The sequence below is a fragment of the Nocardiopsis nanhaiensis genome, assembly GCF_054778635.1.
Window position 1 is genome coordinate 148,264 of the sequence record NZ_BAAGZJ010000001.1, and the last position, 18,828, is coordinate 167,091.

The following is an 18,828-nucleotide window of genomic DNA, read 5'->3' on the forward strand; positions in this document are numbered from 1 at the left end:
GGACGACAGAGCACGCCACCGTGCCCGCACCACCCCGACCTTCAAGTACGCCCGCGCGGTCACCTCCGGTCCGCGCACGAAGAGCATTTTCGGGGAGACGCCACCATGACCGAAACCACCAGCGGCCCAGCGGGGCGCAAGGGCAAGGGGCCCCGCAAGGGCCTCAAGATGAAGCGGGTCTTCACGGCCGAGGGGACACACCCCTACGACGCCCTCGAGTGGGAGCGCCGCGACGTCGTCATGACGAACTGGCGCGACGGCACCGTCAACTTCGAGCAGCGCGGCGTCGAGTTCCCCGCCAGCTGGTCGGTCAACGCCAGCCAGATCGTCGCGAGCAAGTACTTCCGCGGCGCCGTCGGCACCCCCGAGCGGGAGTGGAGCCTCAAGCAGCTCATCGACCGCGTCGTCGGTATGTACACCGAGACCGGGCGCACCAGCGGCTACTTCGCCTCCGAAGAGGACGCGGAGATCTTCGACCACGAGCTGAAGCACGCGCTGGCCAACCAGCTCTTCAGCTTCAACTCGCCGGTCTGGTTCAACGTGGGCACCGCCTCCCAGCAGCAAGTCTCAGCGTGTTTCATCCTCTCCGTCGACGACACGATGGAGTCGATCCTCGACTGGTACAAGGAGGAGGGGATCATCTTCAAGGGCGGCTCCGGCGCGGGTGTGAACCTGTCCCGGATCCGCTCCAGCATGGAGCTGCTCACCTCCGGCGGCACCGCTTCGGGCCCGGTCTCCTTCATGCGCGGTGCCGACGCCTCAGCCGGGACCATCAAGTCCGGCGGCGCCACCCGGCGCGCGGCCAAGATGGTCGTGCTGGACGTCGACCACCCCGACATCGAGGAGTTCGTCGAGACCAAGTCCCGCGAGGAGCACAAGATCCGTGCCCTGCGCGACGCCGGTTTCGACGTGGACCTGGGCGGCGACGACATGTTCAGCGTCCAGTACCAGAACGCCAACAACTCCGTCCGGGTCTCCGACGCCTTCATGCGCGCCGTCGACACCGGGTCCGAGTTCGGGCTCACCTCCCGCACCACGGGCGAGGTCCTCGCCACCGTGGACGCCAAGGACCTCTTCCACCGCATGGCCAAGGCCGCGTGGGAGTGCGCCGACCCGGGCATCCAGTACGACAGCACCATCCAGGACTGGCACACCAACCCCGAAACCGGACGAATCAGCGCAAGCAATCCGTGCTCGGAGTACCTCAGCCTGGACGACTCCTCCTGCAACCTGGCCTCGATCAACCTGCTGGAGTTCCTGCGCGAGGACGACAGCTTCGACGTGGAGACCTTCACCAAGCTCACCGAGCTGGTCATCACGGCGATGGACATCTCCATCACCTTCGCCGACTTCCCGACTCAGCAGATCGGCGACACCACGCGCGCCTACCGTCAACTGGGCATCGGCTACACCAACCTGGGCGCCCTGCTCATGGCGACCGGCCACGCCTACGACTCCGACGGCGGCCGCGCGGTCGCCTCCGCCATCACCTCGCTGATGACCGGTACCGCCTACCGCCGCAGCGCGGAACTGGCCGGCGTCGTCGGGCCCTACGACGGCTACAAGCGCAACGAGCAGGCGCACAAGCGCGTCATGCGCAAGCACGCCGCCGCCAACGACGACCTGCGCACGGTCGGCGTCCTGGAGCGGCCGATCCACGCCGCCGCCACCAAGGAGTGGGCGGACTGCCTCAAGGTCGGCGAGCGCAACGGCTGGCGCAACGCCCAAGCCAGCCTGCTCGCTCCCACCGGCACCATTTCCTTCATGCTGGACAGCGACACCACGGGGATCGAGCCGGACTTCTCGCTGGTGAAGTTCAAGAAGCTGGTCGGCGGCGGCTCCATGCAGATCGTCAACCAGGCGATCCCGCGCGCGCTGCGGAACCTGGGCTACCAGGAGGAGCAGATCGAGGCGATCGTCGAGTACATCGCCGAGAACGGCCACGTCGAGGACGCGCCCGGCCTGCGTCCCGAGCACTACGAGGTGTTCGACTGCGCCATGGGCCGCCGGTACATCCAGCCCATGGGCCACGTGCGCATGATGGCCGCGGCCCAGCCGTTCCTCTCGGGTGCCATCTCCAAGACGGTGAACGTGCCCGAGGAGGCCACGGTCGCCGACTTCGAGCACATCTACTACGAGGGCTGGCGCCTGGGGCTGAAGGCCCTGGCGGTCTACCGCGACAACTGCAAGGTCGGCCAGCCGCTGTCCACCGCCAAGACCCAGGACAAGTCCGAGGACGCCCCCCAGGTTGTGGAGGTGGTCCGCCCGGTCCGCCGCCGGCTGCCGAAGAAGCGGCCGAGCGAGACCACCTCGTTCTCCGTGGGCGGTGCCGAGGGCTACATCACCGCGGGCTCCTACCCGGACGACGGCCTCGGTGAGGTCTTCATGAAGCTCGGCAAGCAGGGGTCGACCCTGGCCGGGGTCATGGACGCCTTCTCCATCGCGATCTCCATCGCCCTCCAGTACGGGGTCCCGCTGGAGACCTACGTGGAGAAGTTCACCAACATGCGCTTCGATCCGGCTGGGATGACCGACGACCCGGACGTGCGCATGGCGCAGTCGGTGGTGGACTACATCTTCCGCCGCCTGGCCCTGGACCACCTGCCCTACGAGGAGCGGGCGGCCCTCGGCGTCCTGTCCGCCTCTGAGCGCGAGGCGCAGCTGAACGGTGAGGACCCGGCGCAGCTGGCCGCCCAGGTCGAGTCGTACGCGCAGTCGGCCGCCTCCACGGACGCGGCCCCGGCCGCCCCGAAGGAGGAGCAGTCCACCGAGGCCGCGCCCACGGCCGAGGCGCCGCGTACCGGGGGCTTCGTGGCCGACGCCCCGCTGTGCATCACCTGCGGTACCAAGATGCGCCCGTCCGGCAGCTGCTACGCCTGTGAGGGCTGCGGTGCCACCAGCGGCTGCAGCTGACCACTGAGCCTGCTCGGACCACGGGCGGCTGAGTCGTAAGCCGGCACCCGGGCACAGGAGGGAAGGTGGCGCTCAGCGCCACCTCCCCTCCTTGTCATTCTCCCAGACCGGTCCACTTCGACACGTGCACCGAGGCTCGTGAACACCTCCTTCATCCCCGGCGTGCCTGTGGCGGCGGACGGCTCGACCTTCGACGAAGCGGTCACCGAGATGGTGGACGCCCTGCGCGAGTACGCGGAGGACTGGCAGGACCGTCTGCTCGATACGCCCAACCGCCGGGACAACTGGGGCCTGGTCCAGTAGGTCAGCCTCAGCGACAACGCCCGGTTGCGGTCTTGGATCGTGGGTGAGGGACCGCCCGGGTCTGGGGTGGTCCATACCTGTGGTTGGTGGTGGAGGGGAGCGGGTAACCCATCGGCACCCAGCGAGCTTCAGCGGAAGGTGGACCCCATGCTGATTGCCGCGATTCTCCGGACGAAGGGTCCGGAGGTGGTGACCGTCGCTCCTGACGCGACCGTCGCGGAGCTGCTCACCGCACTCGCCCACCACAACATCGGCGCCATCGTCGTCGCCGAGAACGACACACTCATCGGGATCGTCTCCGAGCGCGACGTCGTCCGGCACCTGGAACATCGAGGGCCCGACCTCCTGTCCGCGCAGGTTACGGAGATCATGACCGCCGACGTGGTCACCTGCACCACCGAGGACACGGTCGAAGAGGTCAGCGAACACATGACCCTGCGGCGTTTCCGGCATGTGCCGGTGACCTCCGAGGGTCGGCTGGCGGGCATCGTCAGCATCGGTGACCTCGTCAAGAGCCGCCTGCGGGTGTTGGAGGACGACCGCAGCCAGTTGGAGGCCTACATTCACGGACGATGACGGATCGTCGGCCGACCGGACGGCGGCACCGCGGCCGCCGTCAGCCTTCGGCGCGCTTGCCCGTCGCCGCTGCGACGGCGGCGGTCGCCGCGGTCACGCCAAGCACGGCGGGCCAGGAACCGACCTTCTTGGAGAGCGGGTGCGAAAGGCCGAAAGCGGCCACGTACACCCCCGCCAGCGCGGTCGCCGAGCCCAGGCCCGAGCGGCGGCGCGTGGTCTCGAAGGCCGCCGCTCCGAAGGCGGCCAGGACCGCGCCGCCCAGCGGGCGGTTGCCGGTGGCGCGGGCGACCGAGTAGCCGCCGATGAGACCGGCGGTGGTCAGGGCGGCACTGGGTACTGCGGGCATGGGGACCCCCGTTTTGTTCCGATTCGGCGTCATCGACCCTAGCCCCACGGTGAGTGCCGCACCATTTGGCGCGCGGGTTTCGGTGGCTGTCCCGCTCGAAGTACTGGTCGGGCGGGATTACCGGGAAGCTGATTCCCAGTCACACTCGGGAAACAACCCATGGGTTTCGGTTGGTGGGCGTGAAAGGCTAGACGCAGACCACTACCGCTGTTTCGTGCGTCAACCCCGTCCCGACCTGGAACCGGAAAACGGTACGCCGCGTCGAAGCCGATAGTTCCCGATCTTCCTGTGACAAGGAGTGCATGCCTATGTCGTTCGCGCAGACCGTGCGCGGCGCGGCCGGTGCGGTAGCCCAAGGGGGCGACCCGCGCGAGGTTGTGACCGACGCAGTGCAACAGGCCGCTGGCCAAGGGGCTGCTCAGAGCTCCGACCAGGGGTCCGGTCAGAGTGCGGAGGGCGGACTCGACCCGCGGGACTTCGTCGCCGCGCGTGAGCAGGGCGCCTCCGTCGACACCCGGATCGAGCAGAAGAGCGCCGCGCTCGGCAACGCGGGCGAGGCGCTCAACCGCAGCTACTACGAGCGCGGCCGGGGCGGACCGGTCCACGTGATCTGCCCGATGGTCATCCCACGGGGCCGCACGCTCGTCACGATGCTTCCGGCGATCGCCCTGGTGATCATCGGTATCGTCGGGACCGTCACGGTGGGCGCCACCCAGGCCGTCGGCCAGGGCGTCAACCCGCTGCTCAACCCGTTCTTCGGACTCCATTACTGGATCATCACCCTCGGTGTGACCGCGTTCATGTGGTGGCGCCAAGGCATGGTCATGGTGCCCGAGGGATGCGAGGCGATCGTCACCCGCTTCGGCAAGATGGAGAACGTCTACGCGCCGGGCAGGGTCACCCTGTTCAACCCGTGGAAGCGCGTCTCCTACATCGTCAACACCACGCGCGAGTACCCGTTCAACGCGCCGATCCGCTCCGCGCCCACCAAGAGCGGCGTCCAGGCCTCGGTCGACCTGTTCGTGCAGTTCAAGATCGAGCGGGCCACGGACTTCGTGTACACCCTCGGTGGTGTCCCGGGCCTCCAGGAGAAGCTCAACAACGCGATCAGCGAGACCACCCGAAGCCTCATCTACGAGCAGGAGGCCTCGGCGATCTACGACATGGTCGGTGAGAGCACCCACACCCTGCTCGACCAGCTGAACCGGCAGTTCGGCGGCATCGTCGTCCTCACCAGCGCCAACATCACCCATGCCGAGCCCTCCAGCCAGGAGTACCGGATGGACCTGGCGGCTCCCGAGATGGTGCGCGTGGCCAAGGACGCCTACACCTTCGAGTACGAGCTGCAGCTGCGCAAGGAGCAGAACGAGGGTGACCTGAACAAGGAGCTCGCGACCCTCAACGAGACGCTCTCGGCGATCCAGGCCGACATCGCCCAGTACCAGGCGCAGATGGACACGGCCTTGGAGCGCGAGACCAACCGGGCCCGCGCCGTGGCCCGGCAGCGTTTCGTGGAGGCCGAGTCCGAGGCCAACGCCAACGCCGCGCTCCTCCAGGCCCAGGCCCTGGACATCCGCGCGGTCAGCGCTTCCGAGGCGCCGGAGATCCTCAACTACCGCTTCCGGGAGAACCTCCTGGACAAGCTGGAGTCGGTCTCCGACAGCCTCCCTCAGGTGCTGCGGATCGGTTCCGGGGACGAAGCCAGCGTCGACTACCTGCGTATCGCTCAGGAGATCATCGGCCAGGCCGATGCCGCCCTGTTCTCCGCCGAGGACATGGCCGCCATCCGTGAGCGGCTGGGCGACATCAAGGACAGGATCTCGCAGCGCGAGCGGGAGATCGACGAGCTCGTCGAGGACGAGAGTGCCAAGGTCCGGAACCCTGAGGCCGACGACCCGGGTGAGGACCGGGTCGAGGAGATCCGGCAGTCGGTGAGCGACGACGCCATCGACGAGCGCATCTCCGAGGCCACCCAGGACGAGCAGGGGCCGTCCCCGGAATCCCAGCCGCAGCAGCCCCAGCAGCCCCAGCAGCCCCAGCAGGCTCCGCAGGGCCAGCCCTCGCACCCTCAGCAGCCCCAGCAGGCGCCGCCCCAGCAGGCACAGCCTCCGCAGGATCCCCCGCCGCCCCCGTGGGCGCAGGGCGGACCCCAGGGCCACGGCCAGAACCCGGGAGGTCAGTAGATGAGTGAGTCCTTCAACCCCGGCGGCGGCTCCAACATCAAGGAGTCCCTCGCCTCATGGAGCGACCTCGCGGGACTGCTGCGCGGTGGCGACCAAGGCGCCATCGTCCCGGTCGTGATACCGCGTGACAACCGCGGTCTGCGCTGGACCATGCTGGTCTGGTTCGGCCTGTTCGCGCTGCTCTCGGCGCTGATGATGGCCGTCAACATGGTGGCCGGTGACGGGGCCGTGCTGTTCGGCCTCCTCTCCGTGCCGACCCTGATCGTCGGTGTGCTCAGCATTCTCGCCGCGGGCCTGTGGTGGTGGCGCGGATCGATCGTGGAGATCGAGGAGGGCACCACCGGCATCCTCACCAAGTACGGTGCCTTCGCCAAGAGCATCGGCCCCGGCCGCCACTACCTGTGGCACCCGTGGTCCCGCGTGGACTTCGTGGTGGACACCCGTACGGAGATCCCGTACACGGCGCCGGTCCTGGCCTGCCCCACGCGCGAGAACGTGCCGCTGAAGTCGATCGAGTTCTTCCTGAAGTTCCGGATCGAGGAGCCGTACCTGTTCGTCACCACCATCGGTGCGAGCAACTTCGACCTCGTGCTCTCCAGCGCTGTACAGGACGCGATCCGCCAGCGCAGCCGCATGGTCAACACCGAGTCCGCCTACGACCTGCGCGGTTCGAACGTCGAGGACATGCGCCGCCTGCTCAACGAGCAGCTGCGCAAGTACGGCGTGGTCATCACCGGTTGCAACATCCCGGACGTGCAGCTGCCCAGCCAGTACCAGCAGCACCTGGCCACCCGTGAACGGGTCGCCAAGGAACTGGTCGCCTACGAGCAGGAGTGGGAGCTGGCCCGCAAGCGGCGCATCGACACCCTGCTCATGGACATCGAGCGGTCCAAGAAGACCCGTGACGCCAAGATCGTCGAGGTCAACGCCTCCCTCAACAAGGCGCGCAAGGACGTCGCGCAGATGTTGGAGGAGCAGGAGACCGAGGCCCAGCGCGTGCGGTACGAGATCGAGACGCGCGGCCGGGCCGACCTGGTCGCCGCCGAGAACGAAGCCAAGGCGCAGCAGCGCCTGGCCACCGCCTACCGGGACAACCGGGCGGTGCTGGAGTACGAGCTGGCCCGTCGGCGCCTCGATGTGGGGGCCGTGCTGGCCGAGCACGCGCCGCGCCCGATCGTGGTGCAGACCGAGGGCGGTTCCGGGGACGGTTCGGCGCTGTCGACGCTCCTGACGGCGCAGTTGCTGCCGCAGGTCATGAACGGCGGGGGCGGCTCCTCCCGTTCGCTGGGCCCGTCGGCGTCCCAGGACGCCTTCGACGCCGCGCAGGGGTCGGTGGCCGCCGCGGCCGCCCGACAGCAGCAGCGGTCGGAGGGACAGCAGAGCCAGCAGGACAACGCGATGCGTGAGCAGTTCGACCAGGGTCAGGGGTACGGCGGAAACCAGGGACGCCGCGGCCGCTGACAGCCGTTTTCGTGAGCCGCCGAACTAGGCGGGCACGGGAAAGGGGCCCCGCGGACACCGCTAGAACCCAAGGTGTCGCGGGGCCCCTTCGTGCGTCGAGGCGGAGGGGCGTCAGCCCGTGGGTGACAGGGCCGCGTAACCGGCGATGTCGATCCCGTGCCGGGCGGCGATCTCCACCAGGTCCTCGACCTCACCCGCCTGAGAGGTGGCCAGGTCGTCGTCGCCCACGGCGTGGGCTCGGCGCAGCGCGGTGATCGCGTCGTGGATGCGCAGGTGAAGGGTGAGCACGAACTCGTGCATGGAAACCTCTCCTCGGGTGGGCGGTGCTGCCATGGGGGAGCACTTTGAGGGTGTCTCCCGGGGGACCGCCCCTATCTCTACAGGCCGAGGGTGAGAGTTGAGTTGGAGTGGGACAGTACCCGGCAAAGAGCCGGGTAAGAGTCCGGGCCGCTGGTCACGGCAAGGTCAGTGGTCCACCCAGATGTACCAGTCGCCGGAGAGGTGCTCGTAGATCCTGGAACCCTGTCCGGGCACGAAGACACCCGTAGGGATGTCCTCGGAGCTGTGCGCCAGGCCCGAGGTCCGGAGGGTCCCGGCGCCCTCCACCGAGTAGTGGGTGACTTCCTCGCCCACCGAGATGCTCCGCAACGGATACAGGCCGGTCCACTCACCGTCACGGGAGGTGGTGGTGGGGCTGTCCACCTCGTCACGCAACTCGAGGAGCTGCTCGGAGGAGGCCTGCACGCGCATCTGCAGGGGCAGGTCGGCGACGGAGAGACCCAGCGCCATGGCCGCGATGATCGGGGCGGAGACCCAGCGCAGCCAGTAATAGCGGATCATGGGACGGGCGATGGCGAGCGCGATCCCCAGGCGCAGGGCGCCCATGCCGGCGAGGAGCAGCCCACCGACCAGGCCGATCACGAACGTGGGAAGGTGCCCCCCGGGCACGCTGTCCTCGAAGAGCAGGATGAGTCCGATCACCGCGCACGCCGGGATGTAGAGCCGACCGGGTGGCCGCGAGGCCCAACTGATCAGGCGCTCACCCAGCGTCGGCTTCTCGGCGATCTCGATCAGCTTGGCCACGGAACCGTCGGGGTTCGGGCCGGAAGCTGAGGCGGACATGGCTTTCCCCCCACCGGAATCCGGTTTGTGGCGACGCGGTGCCCGGGAGTATCCACAGGGGATCGACGGGCCGCGTCACAGTCGATACGGCCGTCGTAGCGCGGCCTGTTCCACAGGATAGAGCAGTGGCGGAGCGTGTTCGGGGCGTCGGTGAGAAATAGTGGGAGCTTTCCCCTGTGTCGTGGTTGGCGGCCGGTGCCGGGCGGACCGGCGAGCGGGAGGCCGGGGAGCGAGGACCAGGTAGTCCCACGACCATCGTCCGCCGTTCACTGACAGGAGGACACACGCAGTCGTGACCAGCACGGTCGCGCCCCAAGACCCGAACGGGGACAGGTGTTCGGCGCCCGCGGCCAGGGTGCCGGCCACGGCTGCCAAGGCGAGCAAGGGTCCGGACAGCCATGTGAGCAGGCCCACGGCGAAGGCGATCGAGAGCACCACCAACAGCACCGGAACGAGGGGTGCGACGAAGGCCGCGATGGGCATCCCGGCATCTGAGAGGCGCTCGGCGACCATCGCCTCGCGGTTGCGCAGCGCCAGACCGTACTCCGCGAACACCCAGCCCACCCCCACCCGGGTGGCGGCCGAGGCGATGTCGTAGAGGCGTCCGCGGGTGACGCGGTGCTTGGTCCGGGGCCCTGGCCGGGACGCCGACCGTGTCGTGGGCGTGGTGCGCTGCATGTCCATTCCTCCCGGGCGGCCCGGCACGGCGGTTCCGACAAGCGGAAACTACCTAAGGTGACGGAGCATTGCTGGATGTGGTCGTCGGTGAGTCGCACAATGCTCGGCGGATTGGCTCCCCGGCGGTTTCACTGCCCTGCTTTGGCCGCCTGCTCGCGGTGCCTGCGGACCCGCATCCGGGTGGAGCAGCGGTCGGAGCAGTAGTGCCGGTTGGCCCGGTGCGAGCTGTCCAAGAACGGGGTGTCGCAGTTGTCAGCCCCGCAGGAGCGCACACGTGCGAGAAGCCCCACCTCCCACGCCCGCATCACGCCGGGGATCAGGGCCTCGGCCACGCGGGCGACCGGACGCCGGTCCGGGCTCACATGCCGTAGCGGGCCGCCCAGGGAGTCCACGGCGGGGGTGAGTGAGAACTCCGCGGCCAGTGCGGACAGCGTGGCGGGGGCCGCCGCCGGGTCCGGGTCCAGGACCAGCGGGGTCAGGCGGTCGCGCAGAGCGCGGACCTCGGCGAGGTCGCCGGGTGAGGTGTCAGTCAGGGCCAGCGGGGCCAGCGGGCGTAGGCGTTCCAAGGAATCCAGTTCCTCCGGCCACTGACCCACGGGGCGGGTGGCCATCAGGTCCAAGGTGATCCGCAGTAGGTCTTCCACCGAATACTCCGAGGTCATCCCCCCATGCTCCCATGTAACGGTAGAATGTCGTAGGAAACCGTTACGTTGGTTGCATGAACTTACCCCTCAGAGCCACACTCACCTCCCGACGATTCTGGACCTACTCCCTGGTCGCGGCCCTGTGCCGAGCACCCGCACTGATGGTCGCCGTCGCCGCGACCACCACCAGCCTCCTCATCACCGGCAGCATCGACACCGGTGCCCTGATGACCACCGCCCACGTGGTCGGCATGCTCGCCGCAACCCCGGTCGCGGCCCGGATCGTCGGCCGCTGGTCGCCGCGCCGCGTACTCGCGGTCCAGATGGGCGCACACGGACTGCTGTGGGCCGGGGTCTGGGTCGCGGCCGGGACCGGACAGCCCGCGTGGACCTGGTACCTGGGCGCAGCCCTGGCGGGAACGGTGATCGCGGGGTCCGGGGGAGTGGTCCGTTCCCTGCTCCTACGCACCGTCCCCGAGGGTGCGGGCCGCTCCGCATCCACCGTCGACGTCACCTTCATGGACCTGCTGATCTTCCTCGCCCCGCTGGTCGTAGCTGCCGCTGCGCCGATCCATCCGCTGGGGCCGCTTGCCGCCGTCGCCCTGCTCAGTCTGGTGGCCGCCGCAGCGGTGCCCCTGACCGGACTTCCCGACCCCCGAACCGGTGGGGACGGGGCAGGTGAGGACCGCGTGGCCGCGCACCGGCTCCGCTGGAGCACTGCGGCGGTCTGCTGGATCGTGTTCGGTGCGGCCATCGGCCTGTACTTCGCCGCTGTGGAAGTGGGGGCCACCGCTCTCGTGGTCGCCTACGGATACGACGTGAGCACAGCCTGGGTGGTCTTCCTTCTCCTGTCCCTGGCCAGCATCGTCGGCGGTTTTCTGGACGCCGCCCGGGTACCCGGGCGCCACGAGGCGGCGTGGGCGATCGGGGCCGCCACCCTGCTCCTCGTGGGCTGCCTGCTCCTGGCTGCGGGGCCGCCCCTGCCCATGGCGGCCTTCGCGCTGCTCCTGAGCGGCCTTCCCGTCGCGGCACTCCTCGGCCTGCGCTCCCACATGATTGACACCGCCGTGCCCGTCGGCCAGCGCGCGGGGTACTTCTCCTGGGCCTTCGCCGCCCAGAACGTCGGCTTCGCCCTGGGTAGCGCACTACTGGCTGTCATCGGGCAGTCCGCGCTGCTGGTGGTCTCCGCGCTCACCACGGCTGTCGCGCTGGCCGTCTCCCTGTACCTGTCCCGCTCCGCACACGAACCGGCACTGGAAGCGGCTCCATAGCCCTAGGGTTGTGCTGTGCCGACGACTTCGCAGAAGAACAGCCCGCCGCCCGCACCGACCTTCGAGGTCGAGGACGAGCTCCGTGCCGCTGGCGCGCGTGTGGTGGCCGGAGTGGACGAGGTGGGTCGGGGCGCTTGGGCCGGGCCCCTCCTGGTGTGTGCCGCCGTGCCCGGCGAGGGTGCGCCGCCCGCCGGGCTCACCGATTCCAAGCGCCTCACCCCGAAGCGCCGCCGTGAACTCGCCGAACTGGTCGAGCCCTGGGTCGCCGACCACGCCTTCGGATGGTCCGAGGCGGCCGAGATCGACGAAGTGGGCATGACCGAGGCCTTGCATCGGGCCGCTCGGCGCGCCCTTGACGCGCTGGCACCCAGTCCCGAGGGCGTCATCCTCGACGGTCGGCACGATTTCATCGGCCGACCCTGGCGGGTGCGCACCCAGGTCAAGGGCGATCTCACCTGTGTGAGCGTGGCAGCGGCCGCGGTCCTCGCCAAGGTGCGCCGCGACGCCCTCATGGCCGAACTCGCCGAGGAGCATCCCGGCTACGGCTTCGAGAAGGCCGCGGGCTACCCCTCTCCCGTGCACAAGACGACCCTGGCGGAGGCCGGGCCCACCCCGCACCACCGGATGAGTTGGGCCTACCTCGACGACCTGCCGCGCTGGCGCCACCTGCGCAAGGTCCGGCTCGCTCCCGGGGGCCAGATCCCCCTGCTGTGAGCCGGGCCCGGCGACGACACGCCGCCCCGGACTGGACATCCGCCCCCACTTGGGGCAAGGCTGTTCCTAGTCCACGGCCATGTCGCGGGTGCCGGCCCCCTCCGGTTGCCCTGGCCCGACCTTCGGCCCGAGCCCCTGACCCGTCCCCCGGGCCCAGCGCAGGACGGACCGTCGGGCCGACCACGCGACCCCCACGCAGGAAGGGACATGGATGACGCGCGAGACGCGCTCGACCGCCGCCGCGCAGCCGGACCGCGCCTCGGGTCTGGACCGCCTGCGTGCCAGCTACCACCGGATCGCCCTCGGCAGGCGCCTGGTGGCCGCGTTGGCCGTGCTCACGCTGGTCGCGGTCATCGCCCTGTTGTCGCCGGTTCCGGTGCTCTCGGCACTGGTCGTGACGCTCCTTCTGCTGGTGGCGTTCGCCGCGCTGATGCGGTCCTTCGATGCCTTCCTCACCGTTGTGGTGTCGGTGGTGTGGCTGTTCATCACGGTGCCCCTCTTCCAGATCCCGCTCACCGGGGAACCGGTCACCCTGCTGCTCCTGCCGGTGCCGTTCCTGGCGGTCCTCGCGGCGGGCCGCGCCCGCGAGTTCCCCGTCTGGCACACGGCCCTGCTTGCGCTGACCGCCGGGCTCATCGTCGGGTTCTCCGTCGCTCTGGTCGGCATGGTCGTCGAACCCTTCCCTTCCGGCGCCGGGATCGGTGCGCTCTACCTCGCCGCGGGCGCGTGTCTGCTCTGGCGCTTGCTCGCGTCGGGGCAGGTGTCCAAGGAGAGCCGGGAGAACGACGAGAAACGGCGCAACAGCACCTCCAGGCCGTCCGGGGCCAAGGACGGTCCCGGAACCAAGGACATCCCCAGAAGGAGGGAGGAGGCACCGCCCCTGCGCGGGCGCGCCTCGGACACCCCTCGACGGGGCAAGGCCGCCAAGGGCGAACCGGAGGGAGAGGAGGAGCCCGTCCCGGTCGACCAGGCTCTGGCCGAACTCGAGGACATGATCGGCCTCGACCCGGTCAAGCAGCAGGTCCGCGGGATCGCCGCCTCCATCGAGGCCGCCCGGCTGCGCGCCGACGCCGGGATCGCCGTCGAACGCCCCCTGCGCCACCTGGTCTTCTCCGGGCCTCCCGGTACCGGTAAGACCAGCGTCGCCCGCACCCTGGCCACGATCTTCCACTCCTTCGGCCTCCTGCCGACCTCGCGGGTTGTGGAGGCCCAGCGCGCCGACCTGGTCGGCGAGTACCTGGGTGCCACCGCCATCAAGACCAACGAGCTCATCGACAAGGCCCTGGGCGGGGTGCTGTTCGTCGACGAGGCCTACTCGCTGGTGAACGAGGGCGACGGCCAGTCCGACCGGTTCGGCAACGAGGCCGTGCAGACCCTCCTCAAGCGGGCCGAGGACGACCGCGACCAGCTCGTGGTCATCCTCGCCGGATACGAGAAGGAGATGGACGCCTTCCTGGCCTCCAACCCCGGTCTGGCCTCCCGCTTCGCCACGCGCATCAGTTTCCCCAGCTACTCCGCGGCCGAGCTGTTCCGCATCGCCGAGTCGCTGGTGGCTCAGCGCGGTGACGCCCTCGACTCCGATGCAGCCCGGACACTGCGGAGGCGGTTCGACCAGACCGTCCAGCGGGAGGCCGTAGACGAGCTGGGCAACGGCCGCTTCGCCCGCTCCATCGTCGAGAAGGCCGCTCAGGCCCGCGACGTGCGGGTGGTGACCTCCGGGGTGACCGAGGGCGAGCCCGCACCCCGGCCCAGCGCCGACGATCTCGTTACCGTGCACAGCCAGGACGTCGAGTCGGCCTACAACGAGCTCACCTCCCGCCTGCCCGGTTTCGGCGAGTCGCCCGGCTTGGAGGAGGCGATGGCCGAGCTCGACGGCATGATCGGCCTGGAACCCGTCAAGGAACAGGTGCGCTCGCTGGTGGCGCAGCTCCGGGTGGCGAGGCTGCGCGAGGAGCAGGGCCTGCCACACCAGCCACCGATGCGCCACCTGGTGTTCACGGGGCCCCCGGGAACGGGAAAGACGACGGTGGCGCGCGTGCTCGGACGCGTCTTCTCCGCCCTGGGCATGCTGGGCCGTGCCGAGGTGGTCGAGGCCCAGCGCGCCGACCTCGTCGGTGAACACCTTGGTGCGACCGCCGTCAAGACCAACCGCCTGATCGACCGGGCCCTGGGCGGGGTGCTGTTCGTCGACGAGGCGTATTCCCTGGTCAACCCCGGCTACAGCGGCGGTGACGCGTTCGGCGCCGAGGCCATCCAGACCCTCCTCAAGCGGGCCGAGGACGACCGCGACCGGCTCGTGGTGGTGCTTGCCGGCTACACGGCGGAGATGGACCGCTTCCTTGCCTCGAACGCCGGGTTGTCCTCCCGGTTCAACGTGCGGGTGCGGTTCCCCTCCTACAGCCCCGACGAGCTCTCCGAGATCGCGGACACCGTGGCGGCCCGCAGTCATGACGCCTTCGACGACACCGCGCGGGACGACCTGCACAGCATCTTCGCCCACGTGTGCGAGACCGGTTGGATCGACGAACTCGGCAACGGGCGCTTCGCCCGTTCTCTCTATGAGAGGGCATGTTCCCACCGTGATCTCAGGGTGTCCCTGGAAGTGGGGGAGGACGCCACGGCGACCGAGCTCACCGTGGTGACCAGCGGGGACGTTCGCAAGGCCTACTCGGATGCCACGCAACAGAGCTGACGCCAGCTGGATGAACACGCCTTGAGCCGTCGGCCGTGCCTGGTGCTACTGTCCGGTACATGACCGCTTCACCTTCATCCACCGAGTCCCCCGTCACGCAGGCGCTGATCCTCGCCGGTGGACAGGCCACCCGGCTGCGTCCCTATACCGACACCCGCCCCAAGGCGATGGTGGAGGTGGCCGGTCGACCGATCATCGACTACCAGCTGGAGTGGCTGGCCGCCCATGGGGTCGAGCAGGCCGTCGTCTCCTGTGGTTACAAGGCCGAGGTCCTGCGCGAGCACCTGGAAGCGCGCCAGGGCGGCCCGGAGATCACGCTGTTGGTCGAGGACGAACCGCTCGGCCGCGGCGGTGCGCTCCGCTATGCCTCCACCGGCCTCCGCGAACAGGAGGCCCCCTATTTCGCGCTCAACGGCGACGTCCTGACCTGGTTCCCCCTGGACGAGTTCACCCGGCACCACCGGGCCAAGGGCGGTCTGGGTACGCTTGCCCTGTCCCAGTTCCGTACCACCTGGGGCATTGTCGACGTCGACGGCGAGGACCGCATCGAGGGCTTCACACAGAGCCCTCTCCTGCCGGTCTGGATCAACGCGGGCGTCTACCTGTTCGAGCCGGGCCTGACCGCGCTGCTGCCGACCAAGGGCGACCACGAGTCCTCGACCTTCCCGGACCTGGCGAAGGAAGGCAAGCTGACCGCCTACCGCATCGACGGTTTCTGGCGCGGAGTCGACACCGCCAAGGACGTCAAAGAGGCCGGCGTCGAGATCGAGGCCCTGCGCGTGAAGTCCTGACCGTTTTCTGGCGGGGTTCTGGGGTGGTGGGTATTGTCGCGAACGTGACGAATGACGGTTTCCTCCTCCCCAGCGCCCCCAACTTCCGCGACCTCGGCGGTCACCGCACAAGGGAAGGCCTCACCGTACGTGGCGGTCTCCTCTACCGGTCCGACGCCCTACACAGCATCTCCGAGCAGGACGTGCCCACGTACAACGGTTTCGGGATCCGCCAGCTGATCGACCTCCGCACCCACCACGAGCGAGGCCGCCTTCCCGACCAGGTTCCCGACGGCGCCGAGTACGCGGCCGTGGGCGTGCAGAACGCCGAGGCGGCCGGGGCCAACTTCGTGGAGCTCCTCGCCGACGAGGAACAGGCCCGGGCGATGTTCGGGAACGGTGCCGCCGAGCGCTTCATGTTCGACGTCTACCGCGAGCTGGTCACCGACGCCGAGGCCTTGGAGGGCTACCGGGACCTGGTCGAGCGCGCCGCCAAGGGTCCGACCGCCCTGGTCTTCCACTGCAGCGCGGGCAAGGACCGCACCGGTTGGGGAGCGGCCCTGCTGCTCACCCTGCTCGGTGTGGACCGCGAGGCGATCACCCAGGACTACCTGACCAGCAACGAGCGCCAGGCCAACACCGACCACTGGATGCGCCAGCTGACGGAGCACAGCGGCCTGCCCTGGTCCGACGTCGAACCGATGACCCGCGTGCGCGCCGACTATCTGGACAGTTCATTCGGGCACATCGAGGAGGTCTACGGATCCTTCGACAACTACGTCGTGGACGGCCTCAAACTCTCCGGCGGCACCCTGGAGAGCCTCCGCGAGCGCATGCTCCGCTGATCGTCCACGGGCCGCGCGGGACGGGTGATTCCGCGCGGCGGAATGTCCGCGCTGAGTCGTCCGGAATAGCCGAGCGGGTCGAGTCGGCTGGACTGGGAGCGTCGCTCCACACCGTCGACTGACGCTGGTGCGCTCGGGGCGCCGATGCATGGCTGTGCGAAAATGTCCGGAATTTCCTGGTGGGCGGCTGAGGAGGCGCGGTGGGGTGGGGTTTCCTGGCGATGGCGGTCGGGCTGGTCCTCGTGGTGGTGCCCCTCGGCATGGGGGTCAACGCGTGGAGGCGGCGGCGCACCTGGCATCGTGCCGACGGGACCGTCATCTCAGTACGGGAGCGCAAGGACCCCAGCAGCTCCGGCAGCGGCAACGCGAACTCCACCACCACCGTGGTGAAGTACCGCTTCGCTGATCCCAAGGGCAAGTATCACACCGGTACCGATACCCCTGTCCTGCGGAAGCCGCGCCGAGGCGGTCAGCTCGTGGTCCGGTACGACCCCGACGCCCCGGACTCCAACGAGCCCGCCGCCGACTTCCCCGGCATGATGGTGTTGGCCGCGGCCCTGCCCGTCGCCGGCGCGGGTCTGGTCGTGTGGGGGTTCGCCCTCATGGTCGGTGCCTGACGGCCAGCTTCCGAACACCCGTGCCGATGGGCACAGGCTTTTAGAGCGCGTCCAGCCTTCGCCGCAGATCCCCCTCGCTGTTGGCGGAGTACAGGGCCTCGACCAGGGTCTCCAGCACCGTCGGCCGATCGATCCCCCGGTCCAGCAGCCTTCTGGCCGCCGCCCACAAGTTGGCCGGACGGCCGTCCCACAACCTCTTGGCCAGCCTTTCGTGGCGGTCCAGCTCCCGCTCCCGCTCGGGGTCGTTTCCGGTCACCGGGCGGTACCAGTGGTCCTGGCCCGTCGAGTGGTGCCGACCGCTGTGCGGGGTGGCGGCCTCGTACTCGCCGTAGTGGTCGAGTCTGAGCAGTGCCCGGCGGCCCTTCGACGTCGCGGGGTCGAACTCTTCCGGAGCCCCCGTCACGAGTTCACTGGACAACAGCGGGAAGGCGAACATCCGCCGGGCCAGGGACGCGAAGTCGCCGTCGGGCAGCAGCCGGCGCACCGCCTCCTGGCGCAGGCCCAGCGGGCGCGCCGGGTCCCGGTAGGTTCGGGAGAACTCGGAGGTTGCCTCCCACAGGGCGTCAAGAGTGGCGCTCACGGCAACCTCCGGCAGCTGGGTCCGAGGCCCGGCCCAGCGCACCCACGCCGCGAGGACGTGCGGCATCGCCTCCTGCTCCTCGGGAAGCAGCACCACCCTGCCGGGCAACCAGTGCAGCAGGAACGACTCGATCTTGAGCGGGCTGACCCGTGTGGGGCGCCCGCTGTCCACGTTGCAGCCGTGCGCGATGATGTGGTCCGTGCACCGGCTGGCGGCGTAGGAGTCCGAAAGCTCTGCGGCCTGGTCCGACGCGAGGAAACGTGCGGCCAGGACCGCGCGCCGGTCGCGCCGCCAGACCGGGACGGGGGAGTCGGAGACGCCCTTGGGCGGATAGGGCAACCGCTGTACACGGGCTGCTGCCAGGGCGAAGTGCGCCGCCAACGATCCGCCCGTGAGGTCGGAGGCGGCGATACCCACCGGCTCCACCGCGGGACCCGCGGAGGGGTCGGCGGCGGCCCCGGTGACCAAGCGTTCGGTGCGCTCCAAGGCACGCGAGAGCAGGGGGCGGGCCTCGCTCAGCTCCAGCTGCTCGAACCGGGCGAAGTCGTCGCTGCCCGCGCGCTCACGGCACTGCTCCAGCAGCTGGTCGACCTTGGTGGTGACCCAGGCATCGCGCAGCAGCCCGCCGCTGTTGTGGTCCACGACCAGGATGAGCGCGTGTTCAGGCGGCAGGGAACCGGTGCTGTCGGGGGCGTCACGGCTGAACACACACACCACGTCGTCGGTGTCGCCGAAATGGTCGCCGTTCACGTACACGGAAACGGGGGTCACCGCGCCCAGCTGGGTGGCCCAGGCCGGGGCCTGCAGGCCCCGTTCACGCAGCGCGATCATGCCCTGCTCGGCCAGCTCCCGCTGGGAGGCCGAGGTGCCCAAGGCGGTGACCCCGGCCAGGACGCCCAGTCCGGCCGGCTTGCCGGAGGCGGTGGCGTGCGTGATCAGGCCCTCGCCGAGCAGGCGCTGGACGTCGACCCCGGGGACCCGCTCACCCCACCAGGTTCCGAGGAGTTCACTGAAGGCCAGCTCGGCGTCGAGCGGGTGCCGCATCGCGAGCAGGGCTCTGGCGGCGCGCAGCATCTCCTCGAAAGCGGCGGCGGGAACGTCGGGGCCTGTGGG

Annotated in this window: 17 protein-coding genes; 11 read left to right on the plus strand and 6 right to left on the minus strand. The window is 69.6% G+C overall.

Annotated elements, in window-relative coordinates:
* The first annotated feature begins 105 nt into the window (after nucleotides 1–105).
* The 3 genes from ACYVD1_RS00680 (at nucleotide 106) to ACYVD1_RS00690 (ending at nucleotide 3,792) form a co-directional block, all read left to right on the plus strand.
* The gene (locus ACYVD1_RS00680) at nucleotides 106–2,913 is read left to right on the plus strand and encodes a vitamin B12-dependent ribonucleotide reductase (RefSeq protein ID WP_460765956.1); all 2,808 of its coding nucleotides are present in this window, start codon (nucleotides 106–108) and stop codon (nucleotides 2,911–2,913) included.
* Nucleotides 2,914–3,051: 138 nt separating this feature from the next.
* A complete protein-coding gene (locus ACYVD1_RS00685) occupies nucleotides 3,052–3,216 on the plus strand; it encodes a hypothetical protein (RefSeq protein WP_460765960.1) in 165 nt (54 codons plus the stop codon).
* 147 nt (nucleotides 3,217–3,363) lie between these two features.
* Nucleotides 3,364–3,792, plus strand: a complete 429-nt coding sequence (locus ACYVD1_RS00690) for a CBS domain-containing protein (protein WP_460765963.1) — start codon at nucleotides 3,364–3,366, stop codon at nucleotides 3,790–3,792.
* A gap of 40 nt (nucleotides 3,793–3,832) precedes the next feature.
* Here the strand turns inward: ACYVD1_RS00690 and ACYVD1_RS00695 are convergent, their stop codons facing one another.
* On the minus strand, nucleotides 3,833–4,138 hold the full coding sequence (locus ACYVD1_RS00695) for a hypothetical protein (RefSeq protein ID WP_460765966.1): 306 nt from the start codon (nucleotides 4,136–4,138) through the stop codon (nucleotides 3,833–3,835).
* Nucleotides 4,139–4,446: 308 nt separating this feature from the next.
* On the opposite strand from ACYVD1_RS00695, the gene ACYVD1_RS00700 reads away from it, so the two are divergent.
* Nucleotides 4,447–6,321 (plus strand): SPFH domain-containing protein, encoded by a 1,875-nt coding sequence (locus tag ACYVD1_RS00700; RefSeq protein ID WP_460765969.1) that lies wholly within the window; start codon nucleotides 4,447–4,449, stop codon nucleotides 6,319–6,321.
* A complete protein-coding gene (locus ACYVD1_RS00705) occupies nucleotides 6,322–7,782 on the plus strand; it encodes an SPFH domain-containing protein (protein ID WP_460765974.1) in 1,461 nt (486 codons plus the stop codon).
* A gap of 111 nt (nucleotides 7,783–7,893) precedes the next feature.
* Here the strand turns inward: ACYVD1_RS00705 and ACYVD1_RS00710 are convergent, their stop codons facing one another.
* The 4 genes from ACYVD1_RS00710 to ACYVD1_RS00725 form a co-directional block, all read right to left on the minus strand.
* Entirely contained in the window at nucleotides 7,894–8,082 is a 189-nt protein-coding gene (locus tag ACYVD1_RS00710; RefSeq protein ID WP_460765977.1) for a hypothetical protein, read from the minus strand.
* 165 nt (nucleotides 8,083–8,247) lie between these two features.
* Nucleotides 8,248–8,904: a hypothetical protein gene (locus ACYVD1_RS00715; RefSeq protein WP_460765980.1), complete on the minus strand. Its 657-nt coding sequence runs from the start codon at nucleotides 8,902–8,904 to the stop codon at nucleotides 8,248–8,250.
* 75 nt (nucleotides 8,905–8,979) lie between these two features.
* Nucleotides 8,980–9,588, minus strand: coding sequence for a DoxX family protein (locus tag ACYVD1_RS00720; protein WP_460765984.1), 609 nt, complete (start codon nucleotides 9,586–9,588; stop codon nucleotides 8,980–8,982).
* A gap of 122 nt (nucleotides 9,589–9,710) precedes the next feature.
* Nucleotides 9,711–10,244 (minus strand): CGNR zinc finger domain-containing protein, encoded by a 534-nt coding sequence (locus ACYVD1_RS00725; protein WP_460765987.1) that lies wholly within the window; start codon nucleotides 10,242–10,244, stop codon nucleotides 9,711–9,713.
* A gap of 56 nt (nucleotides 10,245–10,300) precedes the next feature.
* On the opposite strand from ACYVD1_RS00725, the gene ACYVD1_RS00730 reads away from it, so the two are divergent.
* The 6 genes from ACYVD1_RS00730 to ACYVD1_RS00755 all read left to right on the plus strand — a co-directional run bounded on the left by ACYVD1_RS00730 (nucleotide 10,301) and on the right by ACYVD1_RS00755 (nucleotide 17,135).
* Nucleotides 10,301–11,497, plus strand: a complete 1,197-nt coding sequence (locus ACYVD1_RS00730) for an MFS transporter (RefSeq protein ID WP_460765990.1) — start codon at nucleotides 10,301–10,303, stop codon at nucleotides 11,495–11,497.
* 15 nt (nucleotides 11,498–11,512) lie between these two features.
* Nucleotides 11,513–12,211: a ribonuclease HII gene (locus ACYVD1_RS00735; RefSeq protein ID WP_460765996.1), complete on the plus strand. Its 699-nt coding sequence runs from the start codon at nucleotides 11,513–11,515 to the stop codon at nucleotides 12,209–12,211.
* A gap of 211 nt (nucleotides 12,212–12,422) precedes the next feature.
* On the plus strand, nucleotides 12,423–14,903 hold the full coding sequence (locus ACYVD1_RS00740) for an AAA family ATPase (RefSeq protein ID WP_460766001.1): 2,481 nt from the start codon (nucleotides 12,423–12,425) through the stop codon (nucleotides 14,901–14,903).
* A 59-nt stretch (nucleotides 14,904–14,962) separates the two neighbouring features.
* Nucleotides 14,963–15,694 carry a nucleotidyltransferase family protein gene (locus tag ACYVD1_RS00745; RefSeq protein WP_460766006.1) on the plus strand — a complete coding sequence of 244 codons (732 nt, stop codon included), beginning with the start codon at nucleotides 14,963–14,965 and terminating at the stop codon, nucleotides 15,692–15,694.
* A 26-nt stretch (nucleotides 15,695–15,720) separates the two neighbouring features.
* Nucleotides 15,721–16,518 carry a tyrosine-protein phosphatase gene (locus ACYVD1_RS00750; protein WP_460766011.1) on the plus strand — a complete coding sequence of 266 codons (798 nt, stop codon included), beginning with the start codon at nucleotides 15,721–15,723 and terminating at the stop codon, nucleotides 16,516–16,518.
* A gap of 200 nt (nucleotides 16,519–16,718) precedes the next feature.
* Entirely contained in the window at nucleotides 16,719–17,135 is a 417-nt protein-coding gene (locus tag ACYVD1_RS00755; protein ID WP_460766014.1) for a DUF3592 domain-containing protein, read from the plus strand.
* Between the two features lie 40 nt (nucleotides 17,136–17,175).
* Here the strand turns inward: ACYVD1_RS00755 and ACYVD1_RS00760 are convergent, their stop codons facing one another.
* Entirely contained in the window at nucleotides 17,176–18,789 is a 1,614-nt protein-coding gene (locus ACYVD1_RS00760; RefSeq protein WP_460766153.1) for a hypothetical protein, read from the minus strand.
* Between the last annotated feature and the right edge of the window lie 39 nt (nucleotides 18,790–18,828).